The 17,853-nt window shown below is 68.9% G+C and carries 16 protein-coding genes; 4 read left to right on the top strand and 12 right to left on the bottom strand.

Annotated features, from left to right (window positions below; all coding sequences use genetic code 11):
* Nucleotides 1-37: 37 nt before the first annotated feature.
* From ACPXCG_RS19410 to rimP, 8 genes are all read right to left on the bottom strand, one after another.
* The gene (locus ACPXCG_RS19410) at nt 38-793 is read right to left on the bottom strand and encodes an esterase/lipase family protein (protein ID WP_425793738.1); all 756 of its coding nucleotides are present in this window, start codon (nt 791-793) and stop codon (nt 38-40) included.
* Nucleotides 794-860: 67 nt separating this feature from the next.
* Nucleotides 861-2,210 carry an MATE family efflux transporter gene (locus tag ACPXCG_RS19405; protein WP_425793737.1) on the bottom strand — a complete coding sequence of 450 codons (1,350 nt, stop codon included), beginning with the start codon at nt 2,208-2,210 and terminating at the stop codon, nt 861-863.
* 5 nt (nt 2,211-2,215) lie between these two features.
* The gene (locus ACPXCG_RS19400; RefSeq protein WP_425793736.1) at nt 2,216-3,172 is read right to left on the bottom strand and encodes a DHH family phosphoesterase; all 957 of its coding nucleotides are present in this window, start codon (nt 3,170-3,172) and stop codon (nt 2,216-2,218) included.
* On the bottom strand, nt 3,169-3,642 hold the full coding sequence (gene rbfA, locus ACPXCG_RS19395; protein WP_425793735.1) for a 30S ribosome-binding factor RbfA: 474 nt from the start codon (nt 3,640-3,642) through the stop codon (nt 3,169-3,171). The genes ACPXCG_RS19400 and rbfA overlap by 4 nt, the downstream gene beginning before the upstream one ends.
* A gap of 93 nt (nt 3,643-3,735) precedes the next feature.
* Entirely contained in the window at nt 3,736-6,561 is a 2,826-nt protein-coding gene (gene infB, locus ACPXCG_RS19390) for a translation initiation factor IF-2 (RefSeq protein ID WP_425793733.1), read from the bottom strand.
* 102 nt (nt 6,562-6,663) lie between these two features.
* Nucleotides 6,664-7,023 carry a YlxR family protein gene (locus tag ACPXCG_RS19385; RefSeq protein ID WP_425793731.1) on the bottom strand — a complete coding sequence of 120 codons (360 nt, stop codon included), beginning with the start codon at nt 7,021-7,023 and terminating at the stop codon, nt 6,664-6,666.
* Between the two features lie 44 nt (nt 7,024-7,067).
* Complete coding sequence (gene nusA / locus ACPXCG_RS19380) at nt 7,068-8,105, bottom strand: transcription termination factor NusA (RefSeq protein ID WP_425793730.1); 1,038 nt, start codon at nt 8,103-8,105, stop codon at nt 7,068-7,070.
* A 107-nt stretch (nt 8,106-8,212) separates the two neighbouring features.
* Entirely contained in the window at nt 8,213-8,755 is a 543-nt protein-coding gene (rimP, locus tag ACPXCG_RS19375; protein ID WP_425793729.1) for a ribosome maturation factor RimP, read from the bottom strand.
* Nucleotides 8,756-8,930: 175 nt separating this feature from the next.
* Between rimP and ACPXCG_RS19370 the strand changes: the two genes are divergently transcribed.
* Both ACPXCG_RS19370 and ACPXCG_RS19365 read left to right on the top strand, forming a co-directional pair.
* Nucleotides 8,931-9,476, top strand: coding sequence for a hypothetical protein (locus ACPXCG_RS19370; protein ID WP_425794004.1), 546 nt, complete (start codon nt 8,931-8,933; stop codon nt 9,474-9,476).
* On the top strand, nt 9,473-9,907 hold the full coding sequence (locus tag ACPXCG_RS19365; protein WP_425793728.1) for a ferritin-like domain-containing protein: 435 nt from the start codon (nt 9,473-9,475) through the stop codon (nt 9,905-9,907). Before ACPXCG_RS19370 ends, ACPXCG_RS19365 begins: the two co-directional genes overlap by 4 nt.
* Nucleotides 9,908-9,999: 92 nt before the next feature.
* Here the strand turns inward: ACPXCG_RS19365 and ACPXCG_RS19360 are convergent, their stop codons facing one another.
* On the bottom strand, nt 10,000-11,730 hold the full coding sequence (locus tag ACPXCG_RS19360; protein ID WP_425794003.1) for a proline--tRNA ligase: 1,731 nt from the start codon (nt 11,728-11,730) through the stop codon (nt 10,000-10,002).
* Nucleotides 11,731-11,832: 102 nt separating this feature from the next.
* Between ACPXCG_RS19360 and yaaA the strand changes: the two genes are divergently transcribed.
* A complete protein-coding gene (gene yaaA / locus ACPXCG_RS19355) occupies nt 11,833-12,573 on the top strand; it encodes a peroxide stress protein YaaA (protein ID WP_425793727.1) in 741 nt (246 codons plus the stop codon).
* Nucleotides 12,574-12,582: 9 nt separating this feature from the next.
* On the opposite strand, the gene ACPXCG_RS19350 is transcribed toward yaaA, so the two are convergent.
* From ACPXCG_RS19350 to cobA, 3 genes are all read right to left on the bottom strand, one after another.
* Nucleotides 12,583-13,113: a pyridoxamine 5'-phosphate oxidase family protein gene (locus ACPXCG_RS19350; protein WP_425793726.1), complete on the bottom strand. Its 531-nt coding sequence runs from the start codon at nt 13,111-13,113 to the stop codon at nt 12,583-12,585.
* Nucleotides 13,114-13,160: 47 nt separating this feature from the next.
* Nucleotides 13,161-14,678 (bottom strand): DHA2 family efflux MFS transporter permease subunit, encoded by a 1,518-nt coding sequence (locus tag ACPXCG_RS19345; RefSeq protein ID WP_425793725.1) that lies wholly within the window; start codon nt 14,676-14,678, stop codon nt 13,161-13,163.
* A gap of 112 nt (nt 14,679-14,790) precedes the next feature.
* Nucleotides 14,791-16,023, bottom strand: a complete 1,233-nt coding sequence (gene cobA / locus ACPXCG_RS19340) for a uroporphyrinogen-III C-methyltransferase (RefSeq protein ID WP_425793724.1) — start codon at nt 16,021-16,023, stop codon at nt 14,791-14,793.
* Nucleotides 16,024-16,162: 139 nt separating this feature from the next.
* Between cobA and ACPXCG_RS19335 the strand changes: the two genes are divergently transcribed.
* Entirely contained in the window at nt 16,163-17,824 is a 1,662-nt protein-coding gene (locus ACPXCG_RS19335) for an AMP-binding protein (RefSeq protein ID WP_425793723.1), read from the top strand.
* Nucleotides 17,825-17,853 lie beyond the last annotated feature (29 nt).

Genomic DNA, 17,853 nt, shown 5'->3' with positions numbered 1-17,853 from the left:
GGCTCACCTCCGAGCGGCCGCTGTCACGACCGACCGGTCAGCGGTAGCCCGGCGCCCCGGGCTGCGCCGACTTCTGGTAGGTCAGGACGCCGTCCGGCTCGGTGACGAACCGGCCGCGGCACTGCCCGTTGATCGCGGCGACGGTGACGTCCCAGAACTTCGGGTCGAACGGCTCGAAGGTGTGCTCGAGACCGAGCTTCGGCAACGACTCGTTCGCCGGGAGCGGAGTGACCCGGCACTGCCCGCCGTCGAGGTGACCGTCGACCCACTCACGGGCGCTGCGCACCCCGTAATACCCGGTCTTGCCCGGGGTGTCGTCGCCCTTGTTCAGCGACTTCATGAAGGACGTACCCGGGCAGACCTCGGGCGCCGCCTTCTGACCACAGGCACCGGGTGAGCCGTATTGGGGCGAGCCGGCCGCCACGTAGGTCGCAACCTTGGCATGCCCGCCCATCTCCTTGAGGTAGTAGCGGGCGCTCACGCCGCCGATACTGTGGCCCACCAGCGCGATGCGATCTGTCGGATGCTCGCGATGGATCCGGTCGACCGCGACACCGATCTTCTTCGCATCGGTCTTCATGTCGAATCCGGGCAGATCGAGCACCGTGGTCGGATACCCGCGGAAGGTCAGGTTGTCGGCCATCGGCACGAACGGGAGCGCGCCCACGTACTGGCCGGGGATGATCAACACTCGCGTCGTCGGGGGCGCGGCGTTCGCCGCGGGCGCGGCGACGATGGAGAGGATCATGGCGAGGACGCCGGTGACGAGGACGACGACAGATCGGATCGACATCAGGTAAGGGTAACCGAACTCGGCCGCAGTCCACCCAGGGCCGACGCGAACCGTCCGACCGGATGACTCAGGCGTCCACCCCGGTGCGGTGCCAGCGACCCGACCGGACCCGGAAGACGACCGCCGCGAGCCGCAGGAGCATGAACACCACGAGCCCGGTCCAGATCCCCGCGAGTCCCCAGTCGAAGGCGAGGGACATCCAGATCAGCGGGAGAAATCCGACGAGGGCGGCGACAAGTGTTGCGGTACGCAGGAATCCGGCATCACCACTGCCGAGGAGAACGCCGTCGAGCGCGAACACGATGCCCGCGATCGGCAGCATCGCGACGAAGAACCACCACGGTACGGCGATTGCGTCGAGGATCTCCGGATCGGAGGTGAACAGACGGGGGATCAGCCCCGCTCCGAGTGCGAACACACCGGCCATCAGACCCGCGGCGAGCAGCGACACCACGGTCACGCGTCGGGCGACGCCGACGGCCGCTCCCACCGCGCCCCCACCGAGCGCGGCACCGACCAGCGCCTGCGCGGCGATCGCCAGGGAGTCGAGGAACAGGGACATGAACTCCCACAGCTGCAGCACCACCTGATGGGCCGCCACGGCCGACACCCCGAAGCGCGCCGCGACGGCGGCCGCGGACAGGAAGCACACCTGGAACGAGAGGCTCCGCAGGACGAGGTCGCGCGCCATCACGAGTTGTGCGCGCATCACCGCCCACTGCGGTGCAAGGCTCGTCACCGCCGATCGGCGTGCCTCCCGAATGACGCGCACCGCGAACAGCAGCCCGGTGATGCCCTGTCCGATCAGGTTGGCCACTGCGCTGCCCGGGAGTCCCAGACGGGGGAACGGGCCGATCCCGTGGGTGAGTCCGACGACGAGGACCGCGGCGACGACGAGGCCCGCGATCACGTAGAGAACGGGCCGGCGGGTTTCCTGGACACCGCGCATCCACCCGTTGCCCGCCATCGACAGCAGGATCAGCGGGACACCGAACATCGCGATCCGCAACCATCCGGTCGCGTCGACGACGACCTGCTCCGCCTCCGGAGAACCGCCACCGACGAGCACCCGGAGCACGACCGGGGCCAGCGGATACATGACGGCGACCAGGACCGCACCGACCGAGACCGCGATCCAGCTCGCCTGCACGCCTTCGAACACCGCTCCCGCGCGGTCCCCGGCGCCGAAGCGCCGCGCCGCCCGTGCAGTGGTGCCATACGAGAGGAAGGTGAGTTGCGTGCTGATCACCGATAGCACGAGTGTCGCGACCCCGAGAGCGGCGAGCTCCCGGCCACCCAGGCGACCCACCACCGCCAGGTCGAGCAGCAGGTAGATGGGTGGCGCGATGAGCACCGCCAGTGCGGAGACCGTCAGAACGGCTATCCGACGCCCGCTCGCGGTTTCTCCGGTGCTCACTCGGCTCAGAGCGACTCCAGCAGATTCGCGACGACCTCGTCGGCGGTTCCCGCATCGCTGTATCCAGATGCGTGACGATGCCCGCCACCACCGTGTGACGCTGCGATCGGCACCAGGTCGACGTGGCGCTTGGAGCGCAACGACACCGTCCAGGTCGCCGGCCCGGTCTCCTTGAACACCGCAGCCACCTCGGCCTCGTTCGCAGTCCGGACGATGTCGACGACGCTCTCCGACTCCTCCCAGCTCATGCCGGAGAGGATGTCGTGCCCGACAATCGCGTAGACCAGTCCCTCACCCTGGCAGGCCTCCGGGACCAGTCGGGCACCGCCGAGCACCGAGGCCACCATCTCGAGCCACCGGAACGGATGGCTGTCGAGCAGGTCGCGACTCCAGGTACGCGCGTCGACTCCGGCGTCGAGCAGGCGTGCGGCGATCCGGAACGATTCGGGACGCGCCCAGCGGAACGAGCCGGTATCGGTCACGAGGCCTGCGTAGAGACACGTCGCGATGTCGTCGTCGATCTCCACGCCCAGGTCGTCGAGCACCGACAACACGAGCACGGCTGTACAGTCCGCGGCCGCATCGATCAGGTCGAGGTCGCCGAATCCCGTGTTGGACGCATGGTGATCGATGGTCATCGACCGCTCGGCGGCGGTGAACACCGCAGCCAACGAATCCAGGCGGCCCAGACTGGCCGCGTCCACCGAGACCACCACGGGATGTCCGACCAGCTCGTGTGCCGCGACCAGCAGGGTGCTGCCGGGCAACCCGGCCAGCGTCGTCGGCAGTGCGACCGTGTCCGGGAAGGCGACCTCCACGTCGACGCCCTGTCGGTCGAGCGCCAATCCGAGCGCCAGACCGCTGCCGATGGTGTCCGCGTCGGGGCGGACATGACAGAGGATGGTCACCGCCGGGACGTCGGTCAGCTCACGGGCCACCGCCGCACTCGTCGAGGCAGTCACTCGACGGAGCCGTCCTTGCTCGTGCCGTTCTCGGTGTCGTCCTCATGGGACCGGTAGGGGTCGACATCGCCTGCCGGAGTTGCCTCCTGCGCCCGTCGCGCCACCATCTCGTCATTGGCACGGGCCCGGGCGACGAGCTCTTCCATGTGCCGGGCGGAGTCCGGAACCGTGTCGAGCACAAACGTGAGCGTCGGCGTGAACCGCACCCCGGTGCCTGCGCCGACCTTGGAGCGCAGGATGCCGGTGGCCTTGGCCAGTCCGGCCGCCGCGGCCTCGTAGTCGGGTTCGGCGTCGATCGACTCACCCATCACGGTGTAGAAGAGCGTTGCATCATGCAGATCGTTGGTGACACGAGCGTCGGTGATCGTCACGTAGGCGAGCCGCGGGTCCTTGATCTCGGTGCCGATCGCCGAGGCGACGATCGACGAGATGCGCTTTGCCATCCGGGCAGCCCTCGCCGAATCAACCATCTTCGATCCTTTCCATCGGGAAAACCACTCCCCTTCCCGTCCGCACTCGATGGCGCGGACGGGAAGGGGAGATCGGCAGACGGCGCGCGGACCTCAGTCGCGCGGCTTCTCCTGTAGTTCGTAACTCTCGATCACGTCGTCGACCTTGATGTCGCTGTAGGTGAGCGTGAGACCACACTCATACCCGTCGCGGACCTCGGTGACATCGTCCTTCTCGCGCTTGAGGGACGCAACGGTGAGGTTCTCGGCGACCACGACGTTGTCGCGCAGCAGCCGTGCCTTCGCGTTGCGGCGGACGATGCCCGATTGCACCAGGCAGCCGGCGATGTTGCCGACCTTCGACGACTTGAAGATCGCGCGGATCTCGGCGCGGCCGAGCTCCACCTCTTCGTAGACCGGCTTGAGCATGCCCTTGAGCGCGCTCTCGATCTCGTCGATCGCCTGGTAGATCACCGAGTAGTACCGGATGTCGACGCCCTCGCGGTTGGCCAGCTCGGTGGCCTTGCCCTCCGCGCGAACGTTGAAGCCGATGATGATCGCGTCCGAGGCCGTCGCCAGGTTGACGTTGGTCTCGGTGACGCCGCCGACACCGCGGTCGATGACCCGGAGTGCCACTTCGTCGCCCATGTCGATACCCAGGAGTGCCTCTTCGAGAGCCTCGACCGTACCGGAGTTGTCGCCCTTGACGATCAGGTTGAGCTGACTGGTCTCCTTGAGAGCCGAATCCAGGTCTTCCAGACTGATCCGCTTACGGCTGCGCGCGGCCAAGGCATTGCGCTTGCGCGCATTGCGACGGTCGGCGATCTGCCGTGCGGTTCGGTCCTCCTCGACGACGAGCAGGTTGTCGCCCGCGCCGGGCACCGAGGTGAACCCGATGACCTGAACAGGTCGCGACGGCAGCGCCTCGGCGACGTCGTTGCCGTGCTCGTCGACCATGCGCCGGACACGTCCGTAGGCGTCACCGGCGACGATCGAGTCGCCGACCTTGAGCGTGCCGCGCTGGACCAGCACGGTTGCCACCGGGCCGCGGCCGCGGTCGAGGTGGGCCTCGATCGCGACACCCTGGGCGTCCATGTCCGGGTTCGCCCGCAGGTCGAGCGAGGCGTCCGCGGTCAGCAGCACGGCTTCGAGCAGTGCGTCGATGTTCTCGCCCTGCTTCGCCGAGATGTCGACGAACATGCTCTCGCCGCCGTACTCCTCGGGGATCAGCCCGTATTCGGTGAGCTGTCCGCGGATCTTCTGCGGATCGGCGCCTTCCTTGTCGATCTTGTTGACCGCCACCACGATCGGCACGTCAGCGGCCTGCGCGTGGTTGACGGCCTCGACGGTCTGCGGCATGACGCCGTCGTCGGCCGCGACCACCAGGATCGCGATGTCGGTGGCCTTCGCGCCGCGGGCACGCATGGCCGTGAAGGCCTCGTGACCCGGGGTGTCGATGAAGGTGACCAGACGATCGTCGCCGTTGAGGTGAGTGTTGACCTGGTACGCACCGATGTGCTGGGTGATGCCGCCGGCCTCGCCCTCACGGACATTGGCCTTACGGATGGTGTCCAGCAGGCGGGTCTTACCGTGATCGACGTGACCCATGACGGTCACCACCGGCGGACGCTGTTCGAGATCCTCGTCGTCGCCCTCGTCCTCGCCGTAAGTGAGGTCGAAGCTCTGCAGGAGCTCACGATCCTCGTCCTCCGGGCTGACGACCTGGACGGTGTAGTTCATCTCGGAACCGAGCAGTTCCAACGTCTCGTCGTTCACCGACTCGGTTGCGGTGACCATCTCGCCGAGGTTGAACAGCGCCTGCACCAACGATGCCGGGTTCGCGTCGATCTTGTCGGCGAAGTCCGACAGCGATGCGCCGCGGGCGAGCCGAATGGTCTCGCCGTTACCACGTGGCAAACGCACGCCGCCGACGGCGGGCGCCTGCATCGAGTCGTATTCCTGACGCTTCTGACGCTTCGACTTGCGTCCCCTGCGCGGTGCACCACCGGGGCGACCGAACGCACCCGCGGCACCGCCGCGGCCACGTCCGCCACCGCCACCGGGACGACCGCGGAAACCACCGGGAGCACCACCTGGTGCGCCGCCCGGGGCACCGCCACCGCCACCGCGGTAGCCTCCGCCACCGCCGCCACGATTGCCGCCGCCCGGTCCGCCACGACCTGGGCGTCCGGCGTCGGGACGGGCCGCACGACTGGGCATTGCACCCGGGTTCGGACGCGGGGGCATGCTGCCCGGGCTCGGACGGGGACCGCCCTGGCCCGGAGCCGGACGGGGACCGCCCTGACCTGCGGGGCCGGGTCGTCCGGTGCTGCCCGGACGACCGCCGCCCGGACGAGGACCGCCTTGTCCGGGACCGGGGCGCGGAGCCTGCGGACGGGGAGCGGGTGCCGGTGCCGACGAGTACGGGTTGTTGCCGACGCGCGGTGCGCGCGGGCCGGGCTTCGGGCCCGGTCGCGGTCCCGGGCGAGCCGGTGCAGCGGCGCCCGAATCCTGGGCGGCCGGCGCCTCGGCGTGGGGAGCCTGCGCGGCCGGGGCCTCCGCAGCCGGGGCCGCAGGCGCCGGGGTCGGTGCAGGTGCCGGGGTCGGCGCGGGTGCCGCCGGGGCCGGCGCCGGAGCGGCGGCCGTCGGGCCGGGTGCGGGTGCACCCGGCTTGGGACCAGGGCGGGCCTGCCCGGGCTTGGCCGCGGCACCGTTGCCACCGGGCTTCGGTGCGCCGTCGGGTTTGGCCGCCGACTTCCGGGCGTCCTTGGATCCTGAGTTCTGGGGGAATGATTCGCGAAGTCGACGGGCCACCGGGGCCTCGACGGTCGACGACGCTGATTTGACGAACTCGCCCTGTTCCTTCAGTCGCTCGAGCACTTGCTTGCTCGTCACGCCGAGTTCTTTGGCCAATTCATGCACGCGGGCCTTGCCTGCCACTGCTCTCCTCACTTGGAGGTCGAGCGGGCTGCCCGCTACGACCTCGGTTTACGTTAGAAACGCGCTCATCGTGGGTACTTCACGGTGTGCTCATGTCTTCTGCTACCTGTTCCGGCCGTTGAGGCCATCTACTTCGGTGATCCCACCGATTGCTTCGGCGAGGTCGTCGGGTGCCACGGTCAGACCGGGCGCCCGAAGTGCCGAGGGAAATGCCTTGCGTCGCACCGCGGCGGACAGACAGTCCCGTCGCGGGTGCAACCAAGCACCCCGTCCCGGCATGGTCTTCGCGAGATCGACCACCGTCACCGGCGGACCGTCACCCCGACGGGCGACAATCCGGACCAGAGCCGTTGCCTCGGCACGTTGCCGACATCCGACACATGTGCGGACAGGCCCGCGGATGGCCGAACCATCTCGCGCGGCCCCGTCCTCGACCGGTGTCGGGAGAGTTCGCTGAACCATCGATCAGTCTAGCGCGCCCCTGCGCATCTCCGGCAACCGGCTGCTCAGTTGGTGTGCGGGACGTCGGAAGAGGGCCCGTCAGCTGCCGGCGGCGCGGGATCGGCATCCGACCGGATGTCGATCCGCCAACCCGTCAGGCGTGCGGCCAGCCGCGCGTTCTGGCCTTCCTTGCCGATGGCCAGCGACAGCTGATAATCCGGCACCACCACCCGGGCCGCCTTGGCCGCGAGGTCGATCACCTCGACCGAGACAACCTTCGCGGGTGAGAGTGCATTCCCGACGAACGCCCCGGGTTCCGTGTCGTAGTCGATGATGTCGATCTTCTCGCCGGCGAGCTCGCTCATCACGTTGCGGACGCGCTGACCCATCGGACCGATGCAGGCACCTTTCGCATTGAGGCCGCTGACCCCGGTGTGCACGGCGATCTTGGAGCGGTGTCCCGCCTCGCGAGCCACCGCGACGATCTCGACCGACCCGTCCTCGATCTCGGGTACCTCGAGCGAGAACAACTTGCGGACGAGGTTCGGGTGGGTACGCGAGAGGGTGATCTGCGGGCCCCGCGGTCCCCGGGACACCCCGACGACGTAGCACTTGATGCGGTCACCGTGGGTGTAGGTCTCGCCGGGCACCTGCTCGGCGGGCGGGATCACCCCTTCGGCGGTGTTGGCGTCGCTGCCGATGGCCACGACGATCATCCCGCGGGCGTTCGCACGGGCGTCCTGCTGGACCACGCCACCGACGATCTCGCCCTCGTGGGTGACGAAGTCGCCGAAGTTCTTCTCGTTCTCCGCGTCACGCAGTCGTTGCAGGATGACCTGGCGGGCCGTGGTGGCCGCGATCCGGCCGAATCCCTCCGGGGTGTCGTCCCACTCGTGCACGACCTCGCCGGTGTCGTCGAGTTCCTGCGCCATCACCCGCACCGCGCCGGTCTTGCGGTTGACGTCGATGCGGGCGTGCGGCGCGAACCCGTCGGTGTGGCGGTACGCGGTCAACAGCGCGGTCTCGATCGCGGTGATGACCGTGTCGATCGAGATACCCTTGTCCGCCTCGATCATGCGGAGCGCGTTGATGTCGATGTTCATGGATTTGAGCTCCTATTCATTTGTCGCTTCGTATTCATTTGTCCGTTTCGATTGTGCGCAGATCCTGCTCGATCGTGGAACCGGAACTCCCGGCGTGTCCGGTCGGCTCAGGACCGTCTGCGGCGGATCTCGTCGGGATCGAGCCCGCACATCTGCAGTTCGGTGGCGCTCGGCTGTCCGAAATCGACCTGCACGACGGCGGTGGTCACCGAGTCGAGCTCGACCGTCTCGGTGCGGAGTCGCCCACGTTCGTTGACCACGAGAAGTACCCGGCCGTCGTCGACGGGACCGGCGCGACCGGTGACGCGACGCGGCGACGCGTCGTCGTCGGCGGCGATCTCGACCGCGACCTTGCGACCGCGCGCCCGCTGCCAGTGCCGCGCGGCGGTCAGCGGACGGTCCACGCCCGGCGAGGTGACCTCGAGGGTGTAGGCGGCGTCGCCGATCGACGGCGCGCTGTCGAGGAGATCGGAGAGTTCGCGACTCAGGTCGGCGAGGACATCGAGATCACCGCCACCGTCGCGGTCGACCACGACGGTGAGCTCGGTGCGATCGGCCACCCCGGTGACGACGACGTCCTCGAGATCGAATCCTCGACCGGAGACGACTGGTTCGACGAGTCGGCTCACCTGTTCGGCGGTGATCGGCACGGGCGCTCCTCGTCTTCAGTTGTCCCGACGGCACTCCCGGGGGCGCCGCTGGGCGGCCACTCGACCGGTGAGACGCAATCATCCTAGTGGATGCGGATCGGCCGGGGCGCCGACCCCGGACCCGTCGGACATGACCCCCGCGTCCGTCCGGGCCACGGCCGCAGCAACTGGCATCATGTGTCGCGTGACCTCACCCCTGACGCGCCGCGCGGTTCTGCGCGGCGGCCTCGCCGTCACGGTCGGAACCGTCGCTGCGGCAACGGTGGCGGCCTGCGACAGCGGGCCGTCTCCCGAACAGATCGCGGCGGCCGCACTTGTGCCACTCGCTGATGCGGCATTCGCCGATCAGGCCTCCGCGCAGGCACTGGCGCCTCGGACACCGGCGTACGCGAATGCGCTCGGCGTGGTCGCCGAGCAGCGGGGTGAACACGCCAAGGCGCTCCGTGAGGAGGTCGCGCGCCTCGATGAGCAGACCGCCGGGCGGATCTCGGTACCCGGCGCGGCGACGCCGTCGTCGGCGCCCACATCGACACCCCCGAACAGTTCGCCGTCCCCGGCACCGGCCCCGACCGCGAACACCATCGACGCCCTTCGTGCGCAGTTGGCCCGGTCGGCGCGGACGGCCGCCGACGCGAGCGTCGACCTGAGCGGATATTCGGCAGGGCTCGCCGGCAGCGTGAGCGCGTCGGTGACGAGCATGGTGGAGGTACAACTCGCATGACGGCGACCACCGATGCCCTGGCCGCGGCCGTCGACGCGGAGAATGCGGCGATCTTCACCTACGGCGTGTCCACGGCCTTCGTGTCCGCCGCCCGGCGCGACACCGTCGCCGAGTACGCCGCGGCCCACCGGGCCCGTCGGGATGAACTCGTGGCCGCGCTCAACGCGGCCAAGACCACGGCTCCGGAGTCGGCCGCCGGCTACACGCTGCCGCTGACCGTCGACGATTCGGTCACCGCGGTGAAGGCACTCCTCGCCGCCGAGGTGGACTGCACGGTCGCGTATCGGTCCGTCCTGGAGCGTGCCGAGGACGGCGCCGCCCGCCGGCTGGGGCTCGACGGCCTCAGCGACTCATCGGTCCGCGCAGGCACCTGGCGAGTCGCAGTGCGGATCTCGCCGGCGACGGTCGCCTTTCCGGGCCGACCCGGCTGAAGCCCGCCCCGCCCACCGGCAGCTACGCGAATCCCGCCGACAGCAACCGTCATCGCGTCGACAGCACCGCTCAGCAGAAGCGGAAACCGGCCTCAGCTGCGGGCGGCCTCAGTCACCTGCGCGACGGCGTCCGCGACGGCGACCTCGGAGGTCTCGCCGGTGAAACGGTCGCGGATCTCGATGGTGCCGTTGGCATATCCGCGACCCACCACCACGACGACGGGCATCCCGAGCAGTTCGGCGTCCTTGAACTTCACGCCGGGCGAGGCCTTGCGATCGTCGAGCAACACCGACAATCCGGCCGCGTCGAGATCCGCGGCCAATTCGTGCGCGCCGGTGATCGCGGCATCGTCCTTGTTCGCGATGACAAGGTGCACCGCGAACGGCGCGACCGAACGCGGCCACCGCAGCCCCTTCTCGTCATGACACTGTTCGGCGATCACCGCGACCAGTCGTGAGACGCCGACGCCATAGGAGCCCATGGTGAGACGCACCGGCTTGCCACTCTCGCCGAGGACGTCCACCTCGAAGGCGTTGGTGTACTTCTGGCCCAGCTGGAAGATGTGGCCGATCTCGATGCCCTTGGCGGCGACGAGCGAGCCCTTGCCGTCCGGGGACGGGTCGCCGTCGCGCACCTCCGCCGCCTCGACGGTGCCGTCGGGGGTGAAGTCCCGACCGGCCACCAGACCGACGTAGTGCCTCCCCGATTCGTCGGCACCGGTGATCCACGACGTACCGTCCACCACGCGCGGATCCACCAGAAACTTGATCCCGTTGGCCGCCAACCCCTTCGGGCCGATGTACCCCTTGACCAGGAACGGGTTCGCGGCGAAGTCCTCGTCGGTCAGCAACTCCACCTCGGCCGGTTCGACGGCGGCCTCGAGCCGCTTCATGTCGACCTCGCGGTCGCCGGGGACACCGATACCGGTGATCTCCCAGTCGCCACCCGGCTGACGGATCTTCACCATCACGTTCTTCAACGTGTCGTAACCGCCGTAGGTGTGCTCGAAGGTGGTGTTCGCCCACTGCACCAGGGTCTCGATGGTCGGGGTGTCCGGCGTGTCGTGCACCGTGGCCTCGGGGAGCCCCTCGAACGGGATCGGTGCTGGCGCGGGTGTGATCACCGCTTCCACGTTCGCCGCATAACCCGAGTCGAGACACCGCACGAACGTGTCCTCGCCGACCTCGCTCTCCGCGAGGAACTCCTCAGACGCGCTGCCCCCCATCGCCCCCGACGTCGCGGCGACGATCACATAACTGACGTCCAGGCGCCGGAAGATCTTCTGATACGCCTCGCGGTGCGCGTTGTAGGACGTCTTGAGCCCGTCGTCGTCGAGGTCGAAGGAGTAGGCATCCTTCATGACGAACTCACGGCCGCGCAGGATGCCCGCCCGGGGCCGCTCCTCGTCGCGGTATTTGGTCTGGATCTGGTAGAGGATCACCGGCAGATCCTTGTACGAGGAGTACTCGCCCTTCACGAGTTGGGTGAACAACTCCTCGTGCGTCGGGCCGAGCAACATGTCCGCACCTTTGCGGTCCTTGAGCCGAAACAGGCTGTCGCCGTACTCGGTCCACCTGCCGGTCGACTCGTAGGGGTCACGCGGCAGCAGCGCAGGCAGGAGGATCTCCTGCCCGCCGATCGCGGCCATCTCCTCCCGGACGACGTTCTCGACGGCCTTGAGGACGCGCAGGCCCAGCGGCAGCCAGCTGTAGACGCCGGGGGCGGTACGGCGCACGTAACCCGCCCGGACCAACAGCTTGTGGCTGGGCACCTCGGCGTCGGCCGGATCGTCGCGGAGAGTACGCAGGAACAGGGTCGACATCCGTGTGATCACGGGGTTCACCTTAGTCGGGAGCCTCCGCCCACGGCCCCGCGGTATGGGACGGTCCCCGACCCCGTCATTCCCCACCGTTATGGTGTTGCAGTGCTCGTCATCCTGCCTCCCTCCGAGACCAAATCCGACGGCGGGCGAGGCGCCCCACTCGACCTGGACACCCTCTCGTTCCCCGAGCTGAACCCGATCCGCAAGCGCATCGCCGAGGCGATCGTCGATCTCGCGAGCGATCTCGACGCCAGCCGAGAGGCGCTCGGCCTCGGTCGCGCCCAGCTCGGCGAGATCGATCGCAACGCCGATCTCTGGCTCGCACCCACCCGCCCCGCGATCGAGCGCTATACGGGAGTTCTCTACGACGCGCTCGACCACGGCTCGCTCACCCGTGCCGGCAGGTCCAAGGCCGCCGAACGTCTGGCCGTGGGGTCGGCGTTGTTCGGTGTGGTTCGCGCTCCGGACATGATCCCGGCGTATCGGTTGTCGGGCGGATCGAAGCTCCCCGGGTTGCCGACGCTGGCGTCCGTGTGGAAACCCGATCTGTCCGACAGCCTCGGGACGGTCGACGATTTCGTCGTCGATCTACGATCGGGCGTCTATCAGCAGCTCGGCCCGATCCGGGGCGCGGTCACGGCGACGGTGGTCACCGAGGCCGCCGACGGCAGTCGAAAAGTGGTCAGTCACTTCAACAAGCACTACAAGGGCCTGATGGCGCGCGAGTTGGTGCGGACCCGACGGAACGTACGGGACGTCAACGCGCTGGCCGCCGTGCTTGCCGATGCCGGTCAGCGCACCGAGATCGCCTCGGACGACACGATCGTCGTCGTCACCGACTGAGCGCCGCGCTCAGTCGAAGGTGAAGCGGGTGGCACCGCCCGGGTCCACCGTCAGCAGCGCGGTGGCCGCGCTCGGCGTGACGCGATAGACGTACCAGGGCGGCGGGCCCGCGGACGGGGCGCTGAAGTCGGCGGTGAGCGCGACGCCGCCGTCGTCGACCCGACACGGCCACTCGACCGCCCACTGCTCGGCGAGCTCGGCCACGACGTCGGGGTCGGTGACCCGACGCGCATCTCCCTCGACGACGAGGTCGTAGTCGTCCATCGCGAGCGACATCGTGCATCGCGGGTCACGGGCGACGTTGCGCCCCTTCCTGGTCTCGGCGCCCGTCTGGAACCACAGCGCGCCGTCGTGCCACAGCGCTCCGACACCGGCGATGTGCGGGCGGCCGTCGGCGTCGATGGTCGCCAGCCACCAGGTGTGCCGGTCAGGTCCGCCGGTCCCCGGTGCCTGTGACACCCCGTCGTCGAGGCGAGCGGCTATCAGGTCCCAGTCGAGCGTGGGGAGCTGGTACAGGTCGGCCAGATTCTTGGTTCTCATGGAGACGTAGACCCGCCGCGGCGAGGAAAGTCACCGGTCAGATCCGCTCAGGGATGTTCGGGGTCGACGTCGAGCGACGCGTTGGCCGCTTCTTGCGCGGCCTGTCCCTCCGCGACCTCTTCCGGCGTGAACCGCATGAACATCACGACGACGGCCGCCAGCACCGCGATGCCGGCACAGCACGCGAACGCTAACCCGTAGCCACTCGCCTGGGCGGCCAGTTCGGTCGGGTTCATGTCCTCGACCGGACGCGTGGTGCCGCCCTCCGACAAGGCCCGTGAGGTGACCGCCGCACCGACGGCGACCAGTCCGATGGCTCCGCCCAGATTCTGCGCGACCTGCGCGAGCGCGGTGAGCGGACCGATCTCCATCGGCCCGACCCCGGCGACCACCGACAGCGTGAGCGGTATGACGGCGAAGCCGACGCCGAAGCCGATGACGACCACGGGGAGCGCGATGCTCGGGAAGTATCCGGGGGTCGCCGTGGCGATCGACGAGGCGTAGAGGCAACCGGCGAGGATGATCGCACCGCCGAGCAGCACCAGCCAGCGTGGCTGGATCATCAGGGCCAGCTTGGAGGCGATCGCAGCCGCCACACCGAGCCCGAAGGCGAACGGCACGACGGCCAGCCCGCTCTGGATCGGCGAGTACTTGAGGATGCCCTGGAGGTACAGCGAGATGAACACCGCCATGCACATCATGATCATGCTGGCCAGGAAGATCGACGCCAACGCGGCGACGCGATTGCGGTTCTCGAAGATGACGAACGGAAGGATCGGGTTGCTCGCCCGCCGCTCGACGAAGACGAAGGCGATCAGCGCGAGCGCCCCCAGGATGAACGAGCCGACCACGACCGGGCGAGCCCAACCGCTCGGCCCCTCGTTGACCGCCAGCACCAGCAACGAGCACCCGAGGGTTGCGAGTATCGCGCCCGGCACATCCAGCGAGAGCCGCTCGCCCTGCGACTCGCGGAGGACAGCGATCGCGCCGACGGCGACGATCACCCCGATCGGCACGTTGATCAGGAACACCAGGCGCCACGACACCTGGGTGAGAACACCTCCGAGGATGAGCCCGGCGACCGACCCGACGCCCGTCATGGCGGCGTAGATCGCAAACGCCTGGCTACGGGCCTTGCCCGGGGCGAACGTCGTCGCGACGAGTGCCATCGCCGTCGGTGCGGCGACGGCGGCCGACGCGCCCTGCAGCGCGCGACCGATGATCAGGCTCGTCTCGTTCCATGCGAGACCGCACAACAACGACGTCGCGGTGAACGCGACGACGCCGACGATGAACATGCGCTTGCGACCGAAGGTGTCGCCGAGCCGACCGCCCAGCAGCATCAGTCCGCCGAAGGCGAGCACGTAACTGCTGATGATCCAGTTGGCGCCGGATTCGGAGAGTTGCAGGCCGTCGCGGATCCGCGGCAGCGCCAGTGCCGCGACGGTGCCGTCGAGCACCATGAGCAGCTGCATCCCGCTCAGGACGATGATCGCGGGTCCGAAGACGTTGCGGTATTCCGGCACGGCCGTGTGCCCGGGGCTCGACGTTTCCGGTGCGGACATAAAGCCCGACGCTACCGCCCCCGGAGTGGAATATGCCAATCGCCATTGGCCCGTTGACGGGCATCGTCGCAGGGTCGGACGTCCTGATCAGACGTCCAGGTCGGAGGGGGCGTCAGGATGCGGCTTCGGTGAACCCGGCCACGTCGCCGATCACCACGATCGCCGGGGGCCGCAGGTCCTGTCCCCGGGCGGTTGCCGCCGCATTGGCGAGGTCGGTTCGCAGCACGCGCTGCGTAGGCAAGGAGCCGTTCTCGATCATCGCGACGGGCGTGTGCGCCGGCTTTCCGCCGGCGAGCAGCGCATCGGCGAACACATCGACCCGCTCCACCGCCATCATCAGCACCAGAGTCCCCCGCAGTCGCGCGACGGCCGACCAATCGATCAGCGAATCCGGGTGGCCGGGCGGGACGTGCCCCGACGCGATCACCACCTCATGCGTGACACCGCGATGGGTGACCGGGATCCCCGCCGACGCGGGTACGGCGATCGGACTGCTGATCCCGGGGACGACAGTCACCGGGATCCCGGCCTCGACGCACGCCTGGACCTCTTCGAAACCGCGGCCGTAGACATACGGGTCACCGCCCTTGAGCCGGACGACGAACTTCCCGGCCTTGGCGCGATCCACCAGGACGGCGTTGATGGCCTCCTGTTTCATGGCCCGTCCGTAGGGCACCTTCGCGGCGTCGACGACCTCGACCTGTGGTCCCAACTCGGCGAGCAGTTGGGCTGGTGCGAGGCGATCGGCGACCACCACATCGGCCGCCTGCAGGAGCTTCTGGCCTCGCACGGTGATCAGGTCGGGGTCACCGGGACCTCCGCCGACCAGAGCGACGCCCGGCGGATGGGGCGCGTCGTCGTCGACGGTCAGAGAACCGTCGGCGAGGGCACGTCCGATCGCTGCGCGCAACGCCGCCGACTGCCGGTGGTCACCGCCGGCGAGCACCCCGAACTGGAGGTCCCGATGGCGGCCCGAGGCCGGGGTGACGGCCGTGCCGAAGCGGGCGTCGTCGGTGCGGACGCAGAAGGTGTGACGTGCCTCGGCGTCGGCGACGACCCGAGCGTTGACCTCGGGATCGTCGGTGCACGCCATCACGTACCAGGCCCCGACGAGATCGTCCTCCTGGTAGGCGCGGCGGTACACGGTGACGCCGGGGGTCGACTCGACGGCGGGCGTCGGGTCGATCGCCACGACATGCACCTGTGCGCCCGCTGCGACCAGATTGGGCAGTCGCCGCTGCGCCACCGATCCCCCGCCCACGAGCACGACTTTGCGGCCCGTCAGATCGAGGCCGACGAGGTAGTGACCGCCGGACGAGCCGTCTGCGGATGCTGGTGCCGACATGAGCCACGAGCCTACCGTCCGAACCGTGGTTCGCCGTCGCCAGCACGACGCCGGTGGCACCGGATCACCGATCCCGCGCGATCACGGTGATACGTTGCCGATCACCGCCACGTAACCGACGTCACACAGGGGTGCCCGGATGACCGACCCGTCGACGAAGACGATCGCCGACCTACTCGCCGCCCGCAGCGACGATCCGGGCATCGCACTGCTTTCCGGTGCGGACGCATGGACGTGGCATGAGTTCGTCGCGGAGTCGGCGGTCCGGGCCGCAGCGCTCAGAGAGCTGCGCGGTTCCCGGCCCGGCCCGTGGCACATCGGCGTCCTGATGGACAACGATCCCGAGTATCTGTTCCTCATCGGTGGTGCGGCGCTCGCCGGCGTCACCGTGGTCGGCATCAATCCGACCCGACGCGGCGCCGAACTCGCCGCCGACATCCGACGGACCGACTGCGGACTGATCCTCGTCGGCGCCTCGCGCCGCGAGCTGATCCCCGACTGCGGCGACGTCGAGACCCTCGAGACCGACTCCGCGGTCTACGCCACTGTGATCGGCGACCATCGACAGGCCCGCATCGACGACTTCCCCGCCTTCCGCGGTGTCAATCACGATCTGCTGCTGCTGTTCACCTCGGGGTCGACGGGGGCACCCAAGGCGGTGATCTGCAGCTCCGCGCGCCTCGCAGCGATCGGCGAACTCAATGTCCGCGACCTCGGCCGCGACGACGTCGCATACAACGCCATGCCACTCTTCCACGGCAATGCGTTGATGAGCGCCTGGGCACCCATCCTCGCCTACGGCGGGACGTTCGCCATCCGCCCCCGATTCAGCGCGTCGGGGTTCCTCCCGGACGTCCGCCGCTTCGGCGCCACGTTCTTCAACTATGTCGGTCGGTCGCTGACCTACATCCTGGCCCAGCCCGAATCGCCCGACGAATCGCGCACTGATCTCCGACTCGGCTTCGGGACCGAGGCGTCTGCGGTCGACCGTGCGGAGTTCACGCGCCGGTTCGACTGCCGGATCATCGAGTCCTATGGCTCCTCCGAGGGAGTCTGTGTGATCCTGCGGGACACCGACACCCCACCCGGGGCACTCGGCATTCCCCGACCTGAGATGGGCCTGGAGATCCTCCATGACGACGGAACACCCTGTCCTCCTGCGAGTTTCGATGAGGACGGGATCATCACGAACGCCGAGCAGGCGATCGGCGAGATAGTGGCGCGCGGCGGGGGCGCCCGCTTCGAGGGCTATTACAACAATCCCGAGGCGACTGCGGAGAAGATCCGCGACGGCGACTACTGGTCCGGTGACCTCGCATACCGGGACGGCGACGGCGTCTTCTGGTTCGCCGGTCGCACCAGTGACTGGATTCGTGTCGACTCCGAGAACTTCGCCACCGCACCGCTCGAGCGGATCGTGGCCCGGTTCCCCGGCCCGCGAGGCGTCGCCGCCTACGGCATCCCCGATCCGCGCACCGGAGACCGGGTGATGGTCGCGCTTGAGTTGCCCGCCGCCGAGTTCGATCCACAGGCCTTCGCCGAATTCCTGTCCGCACAGCCCGATCTCGGCACCAAGTGGACGCCGTCGCTGGTGCGACTGACCGATGCGCTCCCCCTCACCGCCACCCGCAAGCTCGACAAACCCGCGTTGCGACGTGCGGCCTGGTTCACCGACGACCCGATCTTCGAGTTCCGCGACGGCGACTACCACCCGTTCGACGAGGCCCGGGCGGCCCGACTCGCCGACGAATTCCGCGAACACGGGAGAGCAGACGTTCTTCCGCAGGTACCGGCGGGCTGACACCGGTCAGCGGGCCGCCACCTCGACCA

Source organism: Gordonia sp. DT218 (assembly GCF_049847105.1).
In the GTDB taxonomy this organism is placed as follows: Bacteria; Actinomycetota; Actinomycetes; order Mycobacteriales; family Mycobacteriaceae; genus Gordonia.
Note: the sequence above shows the minus strand (reverse complement) of the source record. Positions and strands in the feature narration are given on the sequence as shown.

Bases quoted from the DNA above. Each gene is read 5' to 3' on its own strand.
- ACPXCG_RS19360 (WP_425794003.1), bottom strand. From the start codon at position 11,730: ATGTCGACCCTGTTCCTGCGTACTCTCCGCGACGATCCGGCCGACGCC.
- ACPXCG_RS19350 (WP_425793726.1), bottom strand. From the start codon at position 13,113: ATGAGAACCAAGAATCTGGCCGACCTGTACCAGCTCCCCACGCTCGAC.
- ACPXCG_RS19410 (WP_425793738.1), bottom strand. From the start codon at position 793: ATGTCGATCCGATCTGTCGTCGTCCTCGTCACCGGCGTCCTCGCCATG.
- ACPXCG_RS19335 (WP_425793723.1), top strand. From the start codon at position 16,163: ATGACCGACCCGTCGACGAAGACGATCGCCGACCTACTCGCCGCCCGC.
- ACPXCG_RS19385 (WP_425793731.1), bottom strand. From the start codon at position 7,023: ATGGTTCAGCGAACTCTCCCGACACCGGTCGAGGACGGGGCCGCGCGA.
- ACPXCG_RS19345 (WP_425793725.1), bottom strand. From the start codon at position 14,678: ATGTCCGCACCGGAAACGTCGAGCCCCGGGCACACGGCCGTGCCGGAA.
- ACPXCG_RS19370 (WP_425794004.1), top strand. From the start codon at position 8,931: ATGTGTCGCGTGACCTCACCCCTGACGCGCCGCGCGGTTCTGCGCGGC.
- ACPXCG_RS19365 (WP_425793728.1), top strand. From the start codon at position 9,473: ATGACGGCGACCACCGATGCCCTGGCCGCGGCCGTCGACGCGGAGAAT.
- cobA (WP_425793724.1), bottom strand. From the start codon at position 16,023: ATGTCGGCACCAGCATCCGCAGACGGCTCGTCCGGCGGTCACTACCTC.
- rbfA (WP_425793735.1), bottom strand. From the start codon at position 3,642: ATGGTTGATTCGGCGAGGGCTGCCCGGATGGCAAAGCGCATCTCGTCG.
- nusA (WP_425793730.1), bottom strand. From the start codon at position 8,105: ATGAACATCGACATCAACGCGCTCCGCATGATCGAGGCGGACAAGGGT.